The sequence below is a fragment of the Marinobacter sp. R17 genome, from assembly GCF_003789045.1.
GTDB lineage: Bacteria > Pseudomonadota > Gammaproteobacteria > Pseudomonadales > Oleiphilaceae > Marinobacter_A > Marinobacter_A mangrovi.
On sequence record NZ_RHGZ01000024.1, the window covers coordinates 32,230 to 48,768 of the forward strand.

At 61.6% G+C, this 16,539-nt stretch carries 13 protein-coding genes; 1 reads left to right on the plus strand and 12 read right to left on the minus strand.

The window, feature by feature from the left end; genetic code table 11:
- Nucleotides 1-16 precede the first annotated feature (16 nt).
- A complete protein-coding gene (gene cysM / locus EB809_RS15890; protein WP_123635817.1) occupies nucleotides 17-910 on the minus strand; it encodes a cysteine synthase CysM in 894 nt (297 codons plus the stop codon).
- 378 nt (nucleotides 911-1,288) lie between these two features.
- On the opposite strand from cysM, the gene EB809_RS15895 reads away from it, so the two are divergent.
- Nucleotides 1,289-4,168: a response regulator gene (locus EB809_RS15895; protein ID WP_123635818.1), complete on the plus strand. Its 2,880-nt coding sequence runs from the start codon at nucleotides 1,289-1,291 to the stop codon at nucleotides 4,166-4,168.
- A gap of 20 nt (nucleotides 4,169-4,188) precedes the next feature.
- On the opposite strand, the gene pdxJ is transcribed toward EB809_RS15895, so the two are convergent.
- The 11 genes from pdxJ to EB809_RS15950 all read right to left on the minus strand — a co-directional run bounded on the left by pdxJ (nucleotide 4,189) and on the right by EB809_RS15950 (nucleotide 16,536).
- Nucleotides 4,189-4,929 (minus strand): pyridoxine 5'-phosphate synthase, encoded by a 741-nt coding sequence (pdxJ, locus tag EB809_RS15900; protein WP_123635819.1) that lies wholly within the window; start codon nucleotides 4,927-4,929, stop codon nucleotides 4,189-4,191.
- Complete coding sequence (gene recO, locus EB809_RS15905) at nucleotides 4,919-5,647, minus strand: DNA repair protein RecO (RefSeq protein WP_123635820.1); 729 nt, start codon at nucleotides 5,645-5,647, stop codon at nucleotides 4,919-4,921. Before recO ends, pdxJ begins: the two co-directional genes overlap by 11 nt.
- 49 nt (nucleotides 5,648-5,696) lie before the next feature.
- On the minus strand, nucleotides 5,697-6,614 hold the full coding sequence (era, locus tag EB809_RS15910; protein ID WP_123635821.1) for a GTPase Era: 918 nt from the start codon (nucleotides 6,612-6,614) through the stop codon (nucleotides 5,697-5,699).
- A complete protein-coding gene (rnc, locus tag EB809_RS15915) occupies nucleotides 6,614-7,306 on the minus strand; it encodes a ribonuclease III (RefSeq protein ID WP_123635822.1) in 693 nt (230 codons plus the stop codon). Before rnc ends, era begins: the two co-directional genes overlap by 1 nt.
- Nucleotides 7,303-7,668, minus strand: coding sequence for a DUF4845 domain-containing protein (locus tag EB809_RS15920; RefSeq protein ID WP_123635823.1), 366 nt, complete (start codon nucleotides 7,666-7,668; stop codon nucleotides 7,303-7,305). The genes rnc and EB809_RS15920 overlap by 4 nt, the downstream gene beginning before the upstream one ends.
- A 55-nt stretch (nucleotides 7,669-7,723) precedes the next feature.
- Nucleotides 7,724-8,536 carry a signal peptidase I gene (gene lepB / locus EB809_RS15925; protein ID WP_123635824.1) on the minus strand — a complete coding sequence of 271 codons (813 nt, stop codon included), beginning with the start codon at nucleotides 8,534-8,536 and terminating at the stop codon, nucleotides 7,724-7,726.
- 9 nt (nucleotides 8,537-8,545) lie between these two features.
- A complete protein-coding gene (gene lepA, locus EB809_RS15930; RefSeq protein WP_123635825.1) occupies nucleotides 8,546-10,345 on the minus strand; it encodes a translation elongation factor 4 in 1,800 nt (599 codons plus the stop codon).
- A gap of 199 nt (nucleotides 10,346-10,544) precedes the next feature.
- The gene (locus EB809_RS15935) at nucleotides 10,545-13,262 is read right to left on the minus strand and encodes an EAL domain-containing protein (RefSeq protein ID WP_123635826.1); all 2,718 of its coding nucleotides are present in this window, start codon (nucleotides 13,260-13,262) and stop codon (nucleotides 10,545-10,547) included.
- A gap of 191 nt (nucleotides 13,263-13,453) precedes the next feature.
- Complete coding sequence (locus tag EB809_RS15940) at nucleotides 13,454-14,863, minus strand: DegQ family serine endoprotease (protein ID WP_123635827.1); 1,410 nt, start codon at nucleotides 14,861-14,863, stop codon at nucleotides 13,454-13,456.
- Nucleotides 14,864-14,969: 106 nt separating this feature from the next.
- Nucleotides 14,970-15,461, minus strand: coding sequence for a SoxR reducing system RseC family protein (locus EB809_RS15945; RefSeq protein ID WP_123635828.1), 492 nt, complete (start codon nucleotides 15,459-15,461; stop codon nucleotides 14,970-14,972).
- Complete coding sequence (locus EB809_RS15950) at nucleotides 15,454-16,536, minus strand: MucB/RseB C-terminal domain-containing protein (protein ID WP_223808000.1); 1,083 nt, start codon at nucleotides 16,534-16,536, stop codon at nucleotides 15,454-15,456. The genes EB809_RS15945 and EB809_RS15950 overlap by 8 nt, the downstream gene beginning before the upstream one ends.
- Nucleotides 16,537-16,539: the final 3 nt, after the last annotated feature.

Genomic DNA, 16,539 nt, shown 5'->3' on the forward strand with positions numbered 1-16,539 from the left:
CCCGCCTCATTCAACTTCAGGCGCCGGGAAAAACGCCGGTGGACAGGTACCGGTCGCCCCGGTCACAGATAATGGCGACGATAACGGCATTCTCAACCTGCTCCGAGAGGCGCAGCGCGGCAGCGATGGCCCCGCCGGACGAGACACCGCAGAAGATCCCCTCTTCACGGGCCAGCGCCCGCATGGTGTCTTCAGCGTCTTTCTGATCGACATCCAGCACCTGATCGACCCGGGCGGCATCGTAGATTTTGGGCAGGTATTCCTGGGGCCAGCGACGGATACCCGGAATGGAGGAACCGTCCGAGGGTTGCAACCCGACGATCTTGATATCCGGATTGCGCTCCTTGAGGTAGCGGGAAACGCCCATAATGGTGCCGGTGGTTCCCATGGAGCTGACAAAGTGGGTGATCCGCCCCTGAGTCTGCTCCCAGATTTCCGGCCCGGTGGTGCGGTAGTGCGCCAGCGGATTGTCCTGGTTGGCGAACTGGTCAAGCACCAGCCCCTTGCCTTCCTGCTGCATCTGAGCCGCCAGGTCGCGAGCCCCTTCCATGCCTTCTTCCTTGCTGACGGTGACGATCTCCGCCCCATAGGCACGCATGGAAGCCCGGCGCTCCTCACTCATGTTCGCCGGCATGATCAGCACCATGCGGTAGCCCTTGATGGCCGCCGCCATGGCCAGGGCAATACCGGTGTTACCACTGGTCGCCTCGATCAGGGTATCGCCCGGTTTGATGTCGCCGCGGCGCTCGGCTTCCTGGATCATGCTGATGGCCGGCCGGTCCTTGACCGAACCGGCGGGATTGTTGCCTTCCAGCTTGGCCAGAATCACATTGGACGTGTCACCCGGCAGGCGCTGCAGGCGCACCAGGGGCGTATGACCGACGTAGTCTTCAATGGTGGGAAAATGCATGGATTTTCGGACTCCTGACAGCAATAACTTGTGGGAAAAACTGTCGGTTCGGTTCACCGGCAGCCGCCGCAAGCTGTGATACACTCTGACGACGCATCATACGCGCATCGCAGCCGGTATCCCAATACAGCTTGTCGCTACTAAAATGACCGCAGGTTCTAAGCGGGTCTGGCGAAATGGCTTTCTGTTACCTGGCCGGGTGACCGGTGATGCGATTCCCGATTCTGTCGGGGTTCACGATCAAGAGAGTATGGCTTGCCGGTGGTCGAATTACCCGACGCCGAAGTGCCAATAAGAATCAGGGACGACGCTTTGTACTTCCGGAAGGCTCATGGACGAACCGGTACAAGGCCTGCTGACGGAATCAGGAAGCGCACGATGCGACGCTGGGGTATTCGCAAGAAAGTCATTTTTGTCACGCTGGTGCCGACCATCCTCACCACGCTGATTCTGGGGATCTTCTTCACCCAGAGCTGGGTCGGCAACATCGAGCACCTGCTGCGGGACCGCGGCGAATCCCTGTCCCGGCAACTGGCCGCCGCCTCTGAATACGGCATGTTCACCGGCAACCGCAGCCTGCTGAACAACCTCTCCAATGCGCTGCTCGAAGAGCAGGATGTTCGCTCCATCACCTTTTTCAACGCCAAGGGCAAACGCCTGCTGCACACCGGTCCCAGCCTGTCCGACGAAATTGGTGATGAGAAGCTGACCGACAAGAAAACCGTGACGCTGCCCGGCGAGAACAGCTCTGTCTTTATCGCCCCGGTATTCCTGCAGGACCTGATGATCGACAGCATGCTCGACATGGAGTCCCGCAAGACCGCCCCCAGCGCCGTCGAGCCGATTGGCTGGGCCGCCGTGGAAATGTCCCACACCCGCACCGACGCCGAGCGTTACAAGGCCCTGCTGATCAGTCTGCTGCTCATCCTTGGCGGGATCGCGCTGAACGTGCTGATTGCCCTGCGCATGAGTCGCAACGTAACTGACCCTATTTTCGAGTTGAACTCGGCGGTCGCCAAACTCAAGGGAGGCGACCTCAAGACCCGCGTCCACACCCGGGCCGGACCGGAGTTCGAGCAGTTGGAGTCCGGCCTCAACGCCATGGCCCAGGAGCTGAGCGAAGCCCAGGCGGAAATGCAGCAGAACATCGACCAGGCCACTGAGGACCTGCGGGAAACCCTGGAGACCATCGAGATCCAGAATATCGAACTGGACCTGGCCCGTAAGGAAGCGCTGGAGGCCAGCCGCATCAAGTCCGAATTCCTGGCCAACATGTCCCACGAAATCCGCACGCCACTGAACGGGATCATCGGCTTCACCGAACTGCTGCTTAAGACGCCGGCCACCCAGCAGCAGCGGGACCACCTCAACACCATCCGCAAGTCCTCGGAAATCCTGCTGACCATCATCAACGACATCCTCGACTTCTCCAAGATCGAGGCCGGCAAGCTCGTGCTGGACCGCATTCCCTTCGGTCTGCGCGATACCATCGAGGAAGTCATGGTAATGCTGGCTCCCGGCGCCCATGCCAAGAACCTCGACCTGGTGCCGCTGATTTACAGCGACGTGCCGGACACCGTCATGGGTGACCCGCTGCGGGTGAAGCAGGTCATTACCAACCTGGTCAACAACGCCATCAAGTTCACCCAGACCGGCGAAGTGGTGCTGCGCGCCAGCCTGGAAGAGGAGGACGCTGAAGGCTTCCGCGTGGTCCTGCGGTTCAGCGTCACCGATTCCGGCGTGGGGCTGTCCCGGGCCCAGCAGCAATCCCTGTTCAACGCCTTCAGCCAGGCCGACGCGTCGACCGCTCGCCAGTATGGCGGAACGGGGCTGGGACTGGTGATTTCCAAACGTCTGGTGGAAGAAATGGGCGGCGACATCGGGCTGGACAGCGAACTCGGCCGCGGCTCCACGTTCTGGTTTACCCTGGCCACCGAAGTGGCCCGCAATGCCGAGCCGCCTGCGCCGCGGGATGGCTTGCAACGCGAACGGGTGATCTATCTCGAACAGCAGAAAACCACCGCCCTGTCAGTGACCCACCTGCTGCGAGATTGGGGCATCAGCGTCGACGAAGCCACCTCACCCGGCGATCTGCTGGAGAAGGTGGAACAGGCCCAGTACGAAAACCGCGGCTACGCCGTGGCCATGATCGGCGTCACCCGTCACCTCCTGCACTCCAGCCAGTACCGGGAAATGTTCCACACACTGGAAGTAGAGCGGGACTGCCGCACCCTGCTGCTGACCCCCACCTTGGACGATCAGGACGGCCATCTGGCGGGCGTTTCCAGCGGGCATGTGTCCAAACCGGTATGCCGTGACCGTCTCTACGATGAGCTGTTCATGCTGATTCACGGCACCCACGCCCCGGATCAGGCGTTGCCCGACAATCGGCCGGCCGAGCTGCCGCCGCCCGCGTCGGACCAGACGCCCCGCGTGCTGGCCGTGGACGACAACGACGCCAACCTGAAGCTGGTGTTGACGCTGCTGGCCGATTGCAAGGTGCATGCGGAAGGCGCCACCAGCGGCTTCGAGGCGCTGAGCAAGGCCCGCCAGACCCGCTTCGATCTGATCTTCATGGACCTGCAGATGCCGGGCATGGACGGGCTGGAAACCACCGGCCGCATCCGCCACCTGGACGACCGGCAGCCGCCGGTGCCCATCATTGCCCTGACCGCTCACGCGCTGTCGGAAGAGAAGGATCGCCTGCTGCGCCAGGGCTTCGACGGCTACCTGGCCAAGCCGGTGAGCAACCAGCAATTGCTGGACACCCTGTACCGGCACACCGGCTACCGCGGTCCAGGCATCGTTGACGAGCGGCCCACGACCTCGCGACACGAGACCCAGCAGCGCAGCATCCGCCCGTCCAGCCGGGAGAAACAGCTGCCCTGCGTAGACATTGAAGAAAGTATTCGACTCGCCGCCGGCAAGGCGGATCTGGCCGAGGAGTTGTTCAGCATGCTGTTGGAGCAGGTGACGTTCGACCAGAGCAGCATTCGGGAACTGCTTGAGAAAGGCGACAACGCCGAATTGCTGGAGCGGGTACACAAGCTGCACGGCGCCACCCGCTACTGCGGGGTACCGGAACTGCGCAGTATCGCGGAGACGCTGGAAACGGCCATCAAACGGGACAGCGACGAGCGCGAACCCTTGACCCGTTCGCTGATGGCGGCCATCGACCGCCTGTTGATCTGGTCCGAGGAGACGGACTGGCAGGGCATGTTCCGCGGCCAGGTCGGCGCCACCGCCGACCCGACCTGACCGGGCGAGCATCCCGTCGGTTAACGCGACTCGACGGCCTTGTCGAGGATGGCCCGCATGTCCCGTACGGCCTCTTTCATCCCGGTGAACAGGGCCCGGGCAATAATGCTGTGGCCAATGTTCAACTCATTGATGCCCGGGATCGCCGCCACCCGTTCGGTATTGTGATAGTGCAGGCCGTGACCGGCATTGACGATCAGTCCCAGTGAACGGGCATAGGCAACGCCATTGGCCACCTGTTTGAAGGCCGCTTCCACGGCCTCGGGCGTTTCCGCGTCGGCGTAGTGGCCGGTGTGGATCTCGATGACCGGGGCACCGCAACGCGCGGCGGCATCGATCTGGTCCTGATCGGCGTCGATAAACAGGGACACTTCAGCGCCGATGCGCGCGAGCCGCTCGCAGGCCCGGGCCACCCGCTCTTCCTGACCGGCCACGTCCAGGCCGCCCTCGGTGGTCAGCTCCTCCCGCTTCTCCGGCACCAGGCACACGCACGGCGGACGCACCTGCTCGGCAAACGCAAGCATGGCATCGGTGACCGCCATCTCCAGGTTCATCTTGCTGTTGAGCATGTCCCGCATCAGCATCACGTCCCGATCCTGGATGTGGCGCCGATCCTCCCGCGGATGAATGGTAATTCCGTCGGCACCGGCTTCTTCCGCCAACAGGGCAGCCTGGACCGGATCCGGGTAGCGGGTTCCACGGGCCTGGCGCAGCGTCGCCACGTGGTCCACGTTGACGCCCAGCAACACTCTAGGATTCATGCTTGTCTCCTCGCGATTGGGTGAACAGGGATCGGCTGTGCAACGGGCGCCCCTGCAAGAGATGATCGATCAGCACCCGTATCACGCGTTTGGCCGTGCGCCGAGCTTCCACAGACTCCAGCCGGTGATCCGCCAGTTCCAGCAGCACTTCGCCACGCAAACCCCGCAGCAGACTGCCGGGGCCGGGCTCGCGTTGCAGTCCCTGCTCCGGATCATAGTAGTAGTCACCGCCGATCGTCACGGGCGTGCCGGTATCCATCGTCATCGCCCAGTCGAAGGCGTAGCCCATCGCCTCGATCAGGCGCCACTCGAAGCGCCGCAGGGTGGGCTCGAAATCGTCCGTTTCAGCCAGGGCATCCAGGGTTTCGATGTAGTGGGCGAACAGGGTCTGGAAGGGCTCTGCCGGGGGCAGCAGGCGCTGCAGCAATTCGTTCAGATAGAGGCCACAGTACAGCCGCTCGGTCCGGCGCAGGTCCGGACCCATGCGGCTTTCGGCCGAGGTCAGCGTTTTAAGATCGGAGCGTCCCTGCCAGGCCAGCAGCATGGGCTGAAACGGTTGCAACTGGGCCTTGAGGGGGCTTTTCGGGCTGTTGGCACCGCGCGCCACCACCGTCAGGCGACCGTGATTGAGGGAGAACAGGTCCACCATCAGGCTGGTTTCACGGTAGTTCCGGCGATGCAGGACATAGCCGGGTTCCTGGTCGACCCTGTCAGTCATGCTTCAGGTCGTCTCCTGACGTCATCCGGATGGTTGCCCAACGGCCGCCTCAGAAGTCATCCATGCCCAGGCTTTTGAGCGCCCGGTCGCTGTCGGCCCAACCTTTCTTCACCTTGACCCAGAGTCGCAGCATGACTTTGCTGTCGAACAACTTCTCCATATCGATGCGGGCTTCCTGGCCAATACGACGGATGCGCTCACCCTTGTCGCCGATGAGGATTTTCTTCTGGCCGTCGCGCTCCACCAGGATCAGCGCGGCGATGTGCAGCACCTTGCCGTCCTGCTTGAATTCCTCAATCTCGACAGCCACCGAATAAGGCAACTCGGCCCCCAGTTGGCGGGTAATTTTCTCGCGCACGATTTCCGAGGCCAGGAAACGCTGGCTGCGGTCGGTCAACTGGTCGTCCGGATAGAAATGAATGCTGACTGGCAACAGGCGGTCGACGGCCTTTTCCAGTGGTTCCAGATTCTGTTCACGCAGAGCCGACAGCGGAATGATCTCGGCAAAGTCGTATTTCTTGGCCAGCTCCGCCAGATGCGGCAGCAGGACGTCACGCTTCTCGATCTTGTCCACCTTGTTGACGGCCAGGATCACCGGTGCCTTCACGTTTTCCAGCTTCTTGAGGACCATGTCGTCCGCCGTGGTCCAGTGGGTCTGGTCAACCACGAACACCACGACGTCCACATCCTTCAATGCCGAGGACGCTGCGCGGTTCATGTAGCGATTCAGGGCCCGCGGTTCTTCCTCGTGCATGCCCGGCGTATCGACGTAGATGGCCTGCACGTCACCCCGGGTCTGGATACCCAGCACCTGGTGGCGTGTGGTCTGGGGCTTGCGCGAGGTGATGCTCAGCTTCTGGCCCAGGATATGGTTGAGCAACGTGGACTTGCCCACATTGGGGCGGCCGACGATGGCGACAAAACCACAGCGGCTGTCGGGGTTGTCGGGTTGGGTGGGGTCGATCATCAATTATTCTCCACACCCAGTGATTTCAGGGCGTTGCGCGCGGCTTGCTGTTCGGCGACGCGACGACTGCCGCCGACGCCGGTGGTCTTGCGGTCCAGGGACGGTAAGGCGCACTCCACGTGGAATGTCTGGGCGTGCGCCTCGCCTTCGATGGAAATGACGTCGTAGCGTGGCAGCGGATACTGGCGGGACTGCAGGTATTCCTGCAGGCGCGTCTTGGGATCCTTTTGGGTATCCTGCAAGTCGAGTCGCTCCAGCCGCTCGTTGAACCAGTCCAGCACCCGCGCCCGGCAGGTGTGAAAATCGCTGTCCAGATACATGGCCCCGATCACCGATTCCACGGCATCCGCCAGGATCGAGTCACGCCGGAAACCGCCGCTCTTGAGCTCCCCGGAGCCCATACGCAGGTAGTCACCAAGGCTGAATTCCCGGCCGATTTCCGCCAGCGTCACGCCTTTCACCATGCGCGCGCGCAGACGGCTGAGTTGACCTTCCCGGGCATTCTCGAAATGCCGGTACAGATGCTCGGCGATGACCATATTCACGATCGAGTCACCCAGGAATTCCAGGCGCTCGTTATTCTGGTTGCCATGGCTCCGGTGGGTCAGCGCCAGCGTCAACAGCTCCGGATCCCGGAACTGGTAACCCAGACGCTTCTGGAGGCGGCCCAATTCGATTTCGCTTACCCTCACTGACCTGTCATCTCGTAGGCGTGATTGAAGTGGACAACGGCGTCCACATTCTGGAACAGATCCGTGCGCACCTCGTACTCAAGGTCGATGTGTACCTTGCCATCTTCCTTGTGGACCTTGATGAGCTTCTCGTCAAACCCGTCGACGTTGTTGACGCTCAGGCGCTTGCGGATCAGGGTCTGGACATCGCGGACGCTCAGATTGTCCAGGTTGTCGGTGTCATTCAGGCTCTCGATGGCCTCCTGAATGGTAATGTCGTCCAGGTAGATCGGCCCCAGTTTGATCACCAGGGTGATCAGGCTGCCGAAAAAAAGGACAGCGATGAGGATCCCCAGGGTGGAAGCGCCACGTTGAGTCTTCATTGATTTCTCTCTTTTTATTCCATGATTCCGGAATGGCCGAACATGGGCATTCCGACTACTTGATCAGGCCGACGCGATCAAAGCTCGGGATCCAGGACTCCAGGTGCATCCAGATGGCAAAGGCCTTGCCCACCACCAGATCTTCCGGAACGAAGCCCCAGTACCGGCTGTCGTTACTGTTGTCGCGGTTGTCCCCCATCATGAAGTAGTGCCCCTGGGGAACGACCCAGTCCCCTTCCCCATCCAGCCCGCGTCGGGTGTGGTTGAGAAGAATGTTGTGATGCACGCCTTCCAGGTTCTCTTCACGCAACTCCACCGGCGGCAGATTGGCGACGAAATCGGATTCGATCACCTTGCCGTTAATCGCCAGGGTCTTGTCGTGATAGCTGATCTTGTCCCCCGGCAGGCCGATCACCCGTTTAATATAGTTGGTCTCGCCATCCTTGGGGTATTTGAAGACCATGACGTCCCCGCGCTCCGGCTCACCGATCGGTACTATCTTGGTTCTCAGTACTGGCAGTCGCAAGCCGTAGGCAAATTTGTTGACCAGGATGAAGTCGCCCACCTGCAGGGTCGGCAACATGGAACCGGAGGGAATCTGGAACGGCTCCACCAGGAAGGAGCGCAGCACCAGGACGATCGCCAGGACCGGGAAAAAGGACCGGCTGAGTTCGACCAGGTAGGGCTCGCTGGCCTCCTCCTGCTCCTCGCCGGTGCGTTCTCCGGGCGGGACACTGCCGGTGCCGCCGCTGGAGGATTCTGACAGACGGGCCTCCCGTCGTGACCGCAGGAACAGCCGGTCTGCCAGCCAGATCAGGCCGGTGGCGAACGTCAGGGTGACGAGGATCAGGGGAAAATCGATATCCATGCTTGGGTCCTAGTTGTCGACGCGCAGTACGGCAAGAAACGCTTCCTGGGGCACCTCGACATTACCAAGCTGCTTCATGCGCTTTTTACCTTCTTTCTGTTTCTGCAACAGCTTCTTCTTCCGGCTGACGTCACCGCCGTAGCACTTCGCCGTCACGTTCTTGCGCAGTGCCTTGACGGTCTGACGCGCGATGACGTGATTGCCGATTGCGGCCTGCAGGGCAATATCGAACATCTGCCGCGGAATAAGTTCCTTCATCTTTTCCAGGACCGCCCGGCCACGGTGATGGGACTGATTGCGATGGACGATCAGCGCCAGCGCATCCACCCGGTCGCCGTTGATCAGGATATCCAGGCGCACCAGGTCCGCGGTCTGGAATCGTTTGAAATGATAATCCAGTGAGGCAAAACCGCGACTGGCGGACTTGATCCGATCGAAGAAATCGAGAACCACTTCACCCATCGGCAGCTCATAGGTCAACTGCACCTGGCTGGCGAGGAACAGCATGTTCTTCTGCACACCGCGCTTTTCTTCGCACAGGGCGATGACGTTACCCAGGTGCTCCTGCGGCACCAGAATGTTCGCCTCGACAATCGGCTCGCGCATTTCCTCGATGCTGCCGATGTCCGGCAGGCGCGACGGGTTGTCGACGTACAGCGTTTCGTTCTGCTTGGTGAGGACCTCGAACACCACCGTCGGCGCGGTGGTAATCAGGTCCAGGTCGTACTCCCGTTCCAGCCGCTCCTGGATGATCTCCATGTGCAGCATGCCCAGGAAACCACAACGGAAACCGAAACCGAGGGCGTCGGAGCTTTCCGGCTCGAAGAAGAGGGACGCGTCGTTCAGGGTCAGCTTGTCCAGCGCTTCCCGGAAGTCGTCGTAGTCGTCGGAACTGACCGGGAACAGGCCGGCATAGACCTGCGGCTTGACCTTCTGGAAGCCCGGCACCATGGCCGTATCCGGCGTATTCTGGTGCGTGATGGTATCGCCCACGGGGGCGCCCTTGATATCCTTGATGCCGGCGATCACGAAGCCGACCTCACCGGTACCCAGCACACCGGTATCGGTGGGCTTGGGCGTAAAAATCCCCACCTTGTCCACCTGCCAGGCGCGGCCGGTGGATTTGATCAGGATCTTGTCGCCTTTGCGCAGTGAGCCCTGGCGTACCCGAACCAGTGAGACGACGCCCAGGTAGTTGTCGAACCAGGAATCGATGATCAGCGCCTGCAACGGGCCTTCCGTATCCCCCTGGGGCGGCGGCACCAGACGGATCAGCTCTTCCAGCACGTCCTCGACGCCCAGGCCGGTCTTGGCGCTGCAGCGCACCGCCTCGGTGGCCTCGATGCCGATGATGTCCTCGATCTCCTGGGCGACGCGATCCGGCTCGGCCTGGGGCAGGTCCATCTTGTTGAGAACCGGCACCACTTCCAGCCCCTGCTCGATGGCGGTGTAGCAGTTGGCCACGGACTGGGCTTCGACACCCTGCCCGGCATCCACCACCAGCAAGGCGCCTTCGCAGGCAAACAGCGAGCGGGACACCTCGTAGGAAAAGTCCACGTGGCCCGGGGTGTCGATCATGTTGAGTTCGTATTCAATGCCGTCCCGGGCCTTGTAGCGCAGGGTCACACTCTGCGCCTTGATGGTGATCCCCCGTTCACGCTCCAGGTCCATGGAGTCCAGGACCTGTTCGGCCATTTCCCGGTCGGTCAGGCCGCCGCAGACCTGGATAAAGCGGTCAGCGAGCGTGGATTTTCCGTGATCGATATGGGCGATGATGGAAAAGTTACGGATGTGGCTCAGGTCAGTCACAGAATCGGGTGTCTCACGTCAGAAAAATGTCCGGCGCGCCGGCGCTGGACCGGCGGCAGATTTGGGAAGGCTGATTTTACCGGTTAAGCGGCGCTATTGCCATGTAAGCCGATCAGGATTTATGCAGACCCGACAAGAGCCCGTGAAAACGACGGCGCCGGACTTGGCGCCGTCGTCACAGGATCTCATGACGCCCCTTTCAATAGCTGTTTCTTTCCTGCTGTCGCACCAGGAATCCGATCAGGGCGTCTTCATCCAGCGGGTAGCTGAACAGGTTGCCCTGCCCCTGGGCGCAGCCGTTGGCGCGCAGGAAGGCGAGTTGCTGCGGCGTTTCCACGCCCTCGGCAATGACCGCCAGGTGCAGCTTGTGAGCCAGCGCAATCACGGCCGAGGTGACGTCGGTGGCGGTGGCGTTGTAGGGAATGTCGCGAATGAAGACCTGGTCGATCTTCACCGCATGCAACGGCAGGCGCTGCATCGCCGCCAGCGAGCAGTTGCCGGCTCCGAAGTTGTCGAGAATCAGGTAGACGCCGATATCGTGCAGTGCCGTCATCAGCGGATGCACCACGTCCGGCTCTTCGTTGAGCAGGTCCGCCGGCAATTCGAGTTCCAGCTGCTCCGGTTTGACACCGGTCTCGGTGATGACCCGCCGGAACATATCGAGGAAGTTGGGATCGGTCACCTGCCGCGACGACAGGTTCACGGAAATCTTCAGCTCACCGAATCCGGCCCGCTCCAGCGCCTGGATCTGGATACAGGCCTGGCGCAGCGCCATTTCACCGAGACGGACAATCAGGCCCGACTCTTCCGCCAGATTGATGAACTGCTGGGCCGGCACCAGCCCCCGATCCGGGTGTTGCCAGCGCAGGAAGGCTTCGACGCCGAGGATGTGATCCTTCTCCAGGTCGAACTTGGGCTGGTAGTGGAGCACAAAGCGGTCCGCATCCAGGGCGTTGCTCAGCTCCTCCTGCTGCAGCAGGCGACGGGCCGCCTGGATGTTCAGCGCCGAGGTGAAGAACTGGACGTTGTTGCGCCCCAGCTCCTTGGCCCGGTACATGGCCAGATCCGCGTACTTCATCAGCGAGGTGGCGTCTTCACTGTCACCGGGGATCATGGCCAGACCGATACTCACGGTCACGCCAACCTCATGCTCACCCAGACGCACCCGCTGGCACAGCCGGCGCAGGATACTTTCTGCCACCGCCAGGGCCGCATCCGAACCGCTCACCTCCGACAGCAATACGACAAACTCGTCGCCGCCCAACCGGGCCACCGAGTCTTCCTCGCGCACACAGCCGCTGAGCCAGCCGGCCACCGTTTGCAACAGGTGATCGCCCACATCGTGGCCCAGGGTGTCGTTGATCCGTTTGAAGCCATCCAGGTCCAGGAACATCAGGGCGGCGGCATTGCCACTGCGCTTACAGCGGCGAATCACGTGCTCCAGACGGTCACGGAACAACTGGCGGTTGGCCAACCCGGTCAGCGGATCGTAGAACGCGAGGCGATGCAGCTCTGTCTGGGCGGCCTTGAGTTCAGTCAGGTCGCGCAGACTGACCACCACACCGTTGACCCCGGGTACGTCGGTCATCGCGGTGTAGGTGCCTTCCATGTCACGCCATTCACCCTGGGCATCGCGGATACGGGCATGCACCACCGGCAGCCCTTTGCCCGGCTCGGTGAGCGCCTGATCGAAACAATGCTGCAGCTGGGGCCAGTCGTCCGGATGCACCTGGTCTTCGAGCTGCAGGTTGGGAACGCTGCCCGGATCGTAGCCGAGAATCGTCTCGGACGATGGGCTGACGTACTGGGTCTGCCCTTTCTGGTCGAGAATCAGCGTGATGTTGCTGGCGCCCTCGGTGATGGCCCGATAACGACCGGCGTTGATCTGGGCCAATAGTCGCGAACGGATCATCGCCAGGGAGAACGCGAACAGCAACAAACTGATGATGACGCCGGCTACCAGCACGATCAGCGGCCGCGGATCCGATGAGCGAAAATCAAACGCCGGCGTGGTGTGCGTCTGCAGCAGCCACGTGCGCCCGCCGTGCTCGACCTTCTGGGTCATCTCAAAGGTGTAGTCGTCGTCCAGCGAGCCCAGGTTGGAGGCGTACATCAGGTCCTCCTTCACCGGCACGTCGCTGTCGTAGATGCGCACGTCGAGGAACGGCGCAATCAGGCCGACGATCCCGTCCATCAGGTTGTTCATGCGGAAGGCGCTGAACACGAAGCCGCGCAATCGCATGCGCCGCTCTTCCAGGATATTGGGCACCTTGTCGCCTTGGTAGACCGGGAAATACATCAGGAAGCCGGCCTGTTCGTCGTCCACCTGCTCCTGCACCAGGACCACCTTGCCGGTCATGGTGGCCTTACCGGTATCGCGGGCTTCTTCCATGGCAATGCGGTGGGTGGGATCACCGAACGCGTCGTAGCCGTAGGCGCGTTTGTTGCGCTGGGTACTGGGTTCCAGGAACACGATCGGGTGATACTCGGCGCGCACACCGGCGGGATTGATCAGGTAATCCGGCAGCCCCTGGTCCCGGATCCTGCGCACGAAGTCCTTGATTTCATCCCCTTCCACCCGGGCGGTGTAGCCAATGCCCTGGATACCCGGATAGTAGCGGTTGATGTCCAGCTTGTTGACGTACAGGCGCCAGTCGTCATGCCCAACCAGGTCGGCGACGGCAAACAGGCCGGCACTGCCGGCCAGCACCTGTTCATAGTTGAGCAGCCGCTCCTCGATGGCCGTCTTCAACTGCATGGACTGGTTTTCAAAACGCGCCTGGGTCCGATCCTGGACCAGACGGATGGAAAACTGCCAGGCACCGGCGGTCAACAGCAGGGAAATCAGCAAGACCAGCCAGGCTATGCGAGAAGAGGAGCGTCGGGCCAGTTGCCCCAGGGTTACTTCCTTCGCCATTACTTCAATCCATTGAGTCGGGGCACGACGCCCACGGTCAGAAATGCACCCGCAGCCCCTGGGTCGGGGGGCTCCGGGCCCTGATCAATTTTAAACCGGGGAGTATAGCAAAACCCGTCGTGGATCGTGCCACGACGGGTTCAAATGACGGAAAGGAAGAAAGCGCCGACGGGACGCCGGCGCCGACAGGGTTACTTCTCGGTCTTGATGACGAGGAACGTCGACTGCCCCTCGCGCATGACCAGAACCGGGATCGCCTTGCCCTTGGGCAGGTCGCCGGCAATCCGGCGGAAGTCGTCCACCGAGCTCACGGTCTCGTTGTTGAGCTTGCGGATCACGTCATCGGGACGAATCCCCGCATCCAGAGCCGGACCCGTTCCAACGTTCTGTACCAGGACACCATCCTTGATACCCAGCTGCTGACGCTGGTCGGCGGTCAGGTCGGCAACGGACAGTCCCAGCGGGCCATTACTCACGGAGGGAGACGGCTCCTCACCGGTGCTCGCCTGACGGTCTTCCGGCAGCTTGCCGATGGTGACTTCCAGCTCCTTTTCATCACCGTTGCGCAGCACCGTCAACTCGGCCGACTCGTTGATCTTGGTGCGCCCCACCATCGGTGGCAGATCGGAGGACAGATTGATCGGCTCACCGTTGTATTCCAGGATGATGTCGCCCGGTTGCAGACCGGCAGCCTCCGCCGGCGAGTCCGGCAGCACTTCAGCCACCAGCGCACCGCGTGGACGCTTCAGGCCGAACGACTCGGCCAGATCCCGGTTGACCTCCTGGATCAGCACGCCCAGCCAGCCACGGGAAACGAAGCCCTGGTCCTTGATCTGATGGAATACGTTCATGGCCACGTCGATGGGAATCGAGAAGGACACACCCATGAAGCCACCAGAGCGGGTATAAATCTGGGAGTTGATGCCGACCACTTCACCGTCGAGGTTAAACAGCGGGCCGCCGGAGTTACCCGGATTGATGGCCACATCCGTCTGGATGAACGGGACATAGTTCTCGGAAGGCAGTGAACGGCCGATGGCGCTGACGATGCCCGCGGTCACGGTGTAATCGAAGCCGAACGGCGACCCGATCGCGAAAACCCACTCACCCTGCTGCAGGTCGCTGGAGTGGCCCATCTTGACCACCGGCAAGTGGTCGGCCTTGATCTTCAGCACGGCGATGTCCGAGCGCGGGTCCGTGCCGATCACCTTGGCATTGAGTTCACGACGATCGCTCAGGCGCACGATGATTTCGTCGGCCCCTTCCACCACGTGGTTGTTCGTCAGGATGTAGCCATCCTCGGAGACAATGAAACCGGACCCCATGGAATGCAGCGGCTGCTGTTGGCCGGGCTGTTGCGGGCCATTGGGCCCTTCGAAGAAGCGGCGGAAGAATTCGGGCATCTGATCCAGCTGACGCTGGTCAAATGGCATCCCTGCCTGAGATTTGGGGTTCTGCGTCGTGCTGATATTGACCACAGCCGACGAGTTCTCCTTCACCAGCCCGGTAAAATCAGGCAACTCGGCATGGGCGCGGCTTGCCAGCAGCATCATGAACGCCAGAATGGGCGCAAACCAGACTCTCAGGTTCTTTTGGGGCATACCTCACTCCAGAATTTGGTTGGGTTTTACAGAATGGACACGTCTATTTTCTAGGCAGACTCTGCCGTTTCAAATTAAGGAAATGTTATGCGGAGCCCGGTCCCGGTCAGGGCGCCCCCAACGGGCCCGAATCCCGCACAGTGACTGGCTCGACCGCCACATGATGCAGATCAACACGCAACAGGACCGGTTCAAACCCAGGGTTCTTGCGTCGATCACGGGAACTTTTTCGAAGCGCTCCAAAACCGACGGCCAATCCCAGGGCGCCCCCCAGAATGGCCGGCCCGTCCTGGCCGGGCCAGAGAGCCGCCGCAACCATGGCGCCCAGCAGCAGGGCCACCAGGGGCCAGGCATATACCAGCAGCGACGCCTTCAACAATTGCGATTCCTCGATACCGAGCGTGACCTGGTCACCCACGCGGGCGCCGAGTGGGTTGTGCACCCGAACCTGATTGGCTCGGCCATCGGTCATACTGGCCAGCGCCCCCTGACCGCAGCCTTTACGGGCGCTGCAGCTGCCGCAAGTACTCTGGCGAATGGTCTGCACCCAGACGGCGTCGTCAATCTCGGCAACGACGGTCCCACTTTCCTCAATCATGATCGTCTCCGGGCACCACAGCGGTGTCCGCTTTGGCGGCCGACTTTTCCTCCGCCTGCGGTGCCGATTCCTTTTCAATCCGAATCGATTGAGCCACTTTGACAGCCGTTTCCGGCGGAATTTCCCCAACCACCGTCACCAGATGACGTTGATCACCTGCTATCAGCTTGCTCATGAAGATCGTGGTGGCGCCGATCCGTGAAATACCGGTCGGCATATCCATGTTCCCCACGGGTGCAACGAACACCGAGAAGGAAGCCAGTCCGTCGGAGAACGCGATTGCCTGCCCTCCTGGCGGATGCGGGGCCGGCGTTGCCTGGAACCCTTCCGGATGCCAGCTGAGTTTCCAGGTCACGTTTGGCATGGGCGGTGGCGGAGAGGGAGGCGGTGCCGGATGCGCCCCGCCGACAGCCAGCTTGCGGGTCGACTCCTGCGAGGGGATACGGAATTCACTGTCCGGAATGTCCTTGGTCAGCTCGAGCATGGTGAACTGGAAACGCTCCAGCACCTTGTCGTCGTTGCTCAGCACCTGGCTTTTGACCAACAGTCCTGAGGTTTTCTCGAGCCACAGCCGATAGCGGTAGCGATGAATGTCCTTGGGATTAAGGGCGACGACCACCGCCTTGTGTCCGGCCACCCGATCGTCGTCAAGCAGCCTGGCCGCGTACCAGCGCCGGACAGGCGCCATCTTGTCGGAAAAGACTTCGGAGAAGGGACCGGACGGCAGCATGGCATCCAGTTGAATGCGGCCATGGGAAGGCAGTATGCAGAACACGCGGCCACCCCGGCGGATAATCTCGCCCTGGTCGCCATCCTGGATCACCAGGCGCTCCTGCACCTCTCCATCCTTGAATCGGTGGGCGATGCGCATGGAGCTGACCTGATCCCCCCGACTATAGACGAACACCCCTTTGTAGCTGGTGGTGTTCAGCGCCGGTCCCATCTGTTCGAGCCAGCCTTCGGCGGTGGTGGGCATATCCCCGGCCCAGACCGAAGCCGAAAGCACCCAGGCACTCACACCACAGGCCAGCCGGGTGAGGAAGGTGTGACGTCTGTTGATTCCTGAATGGGCCATGGG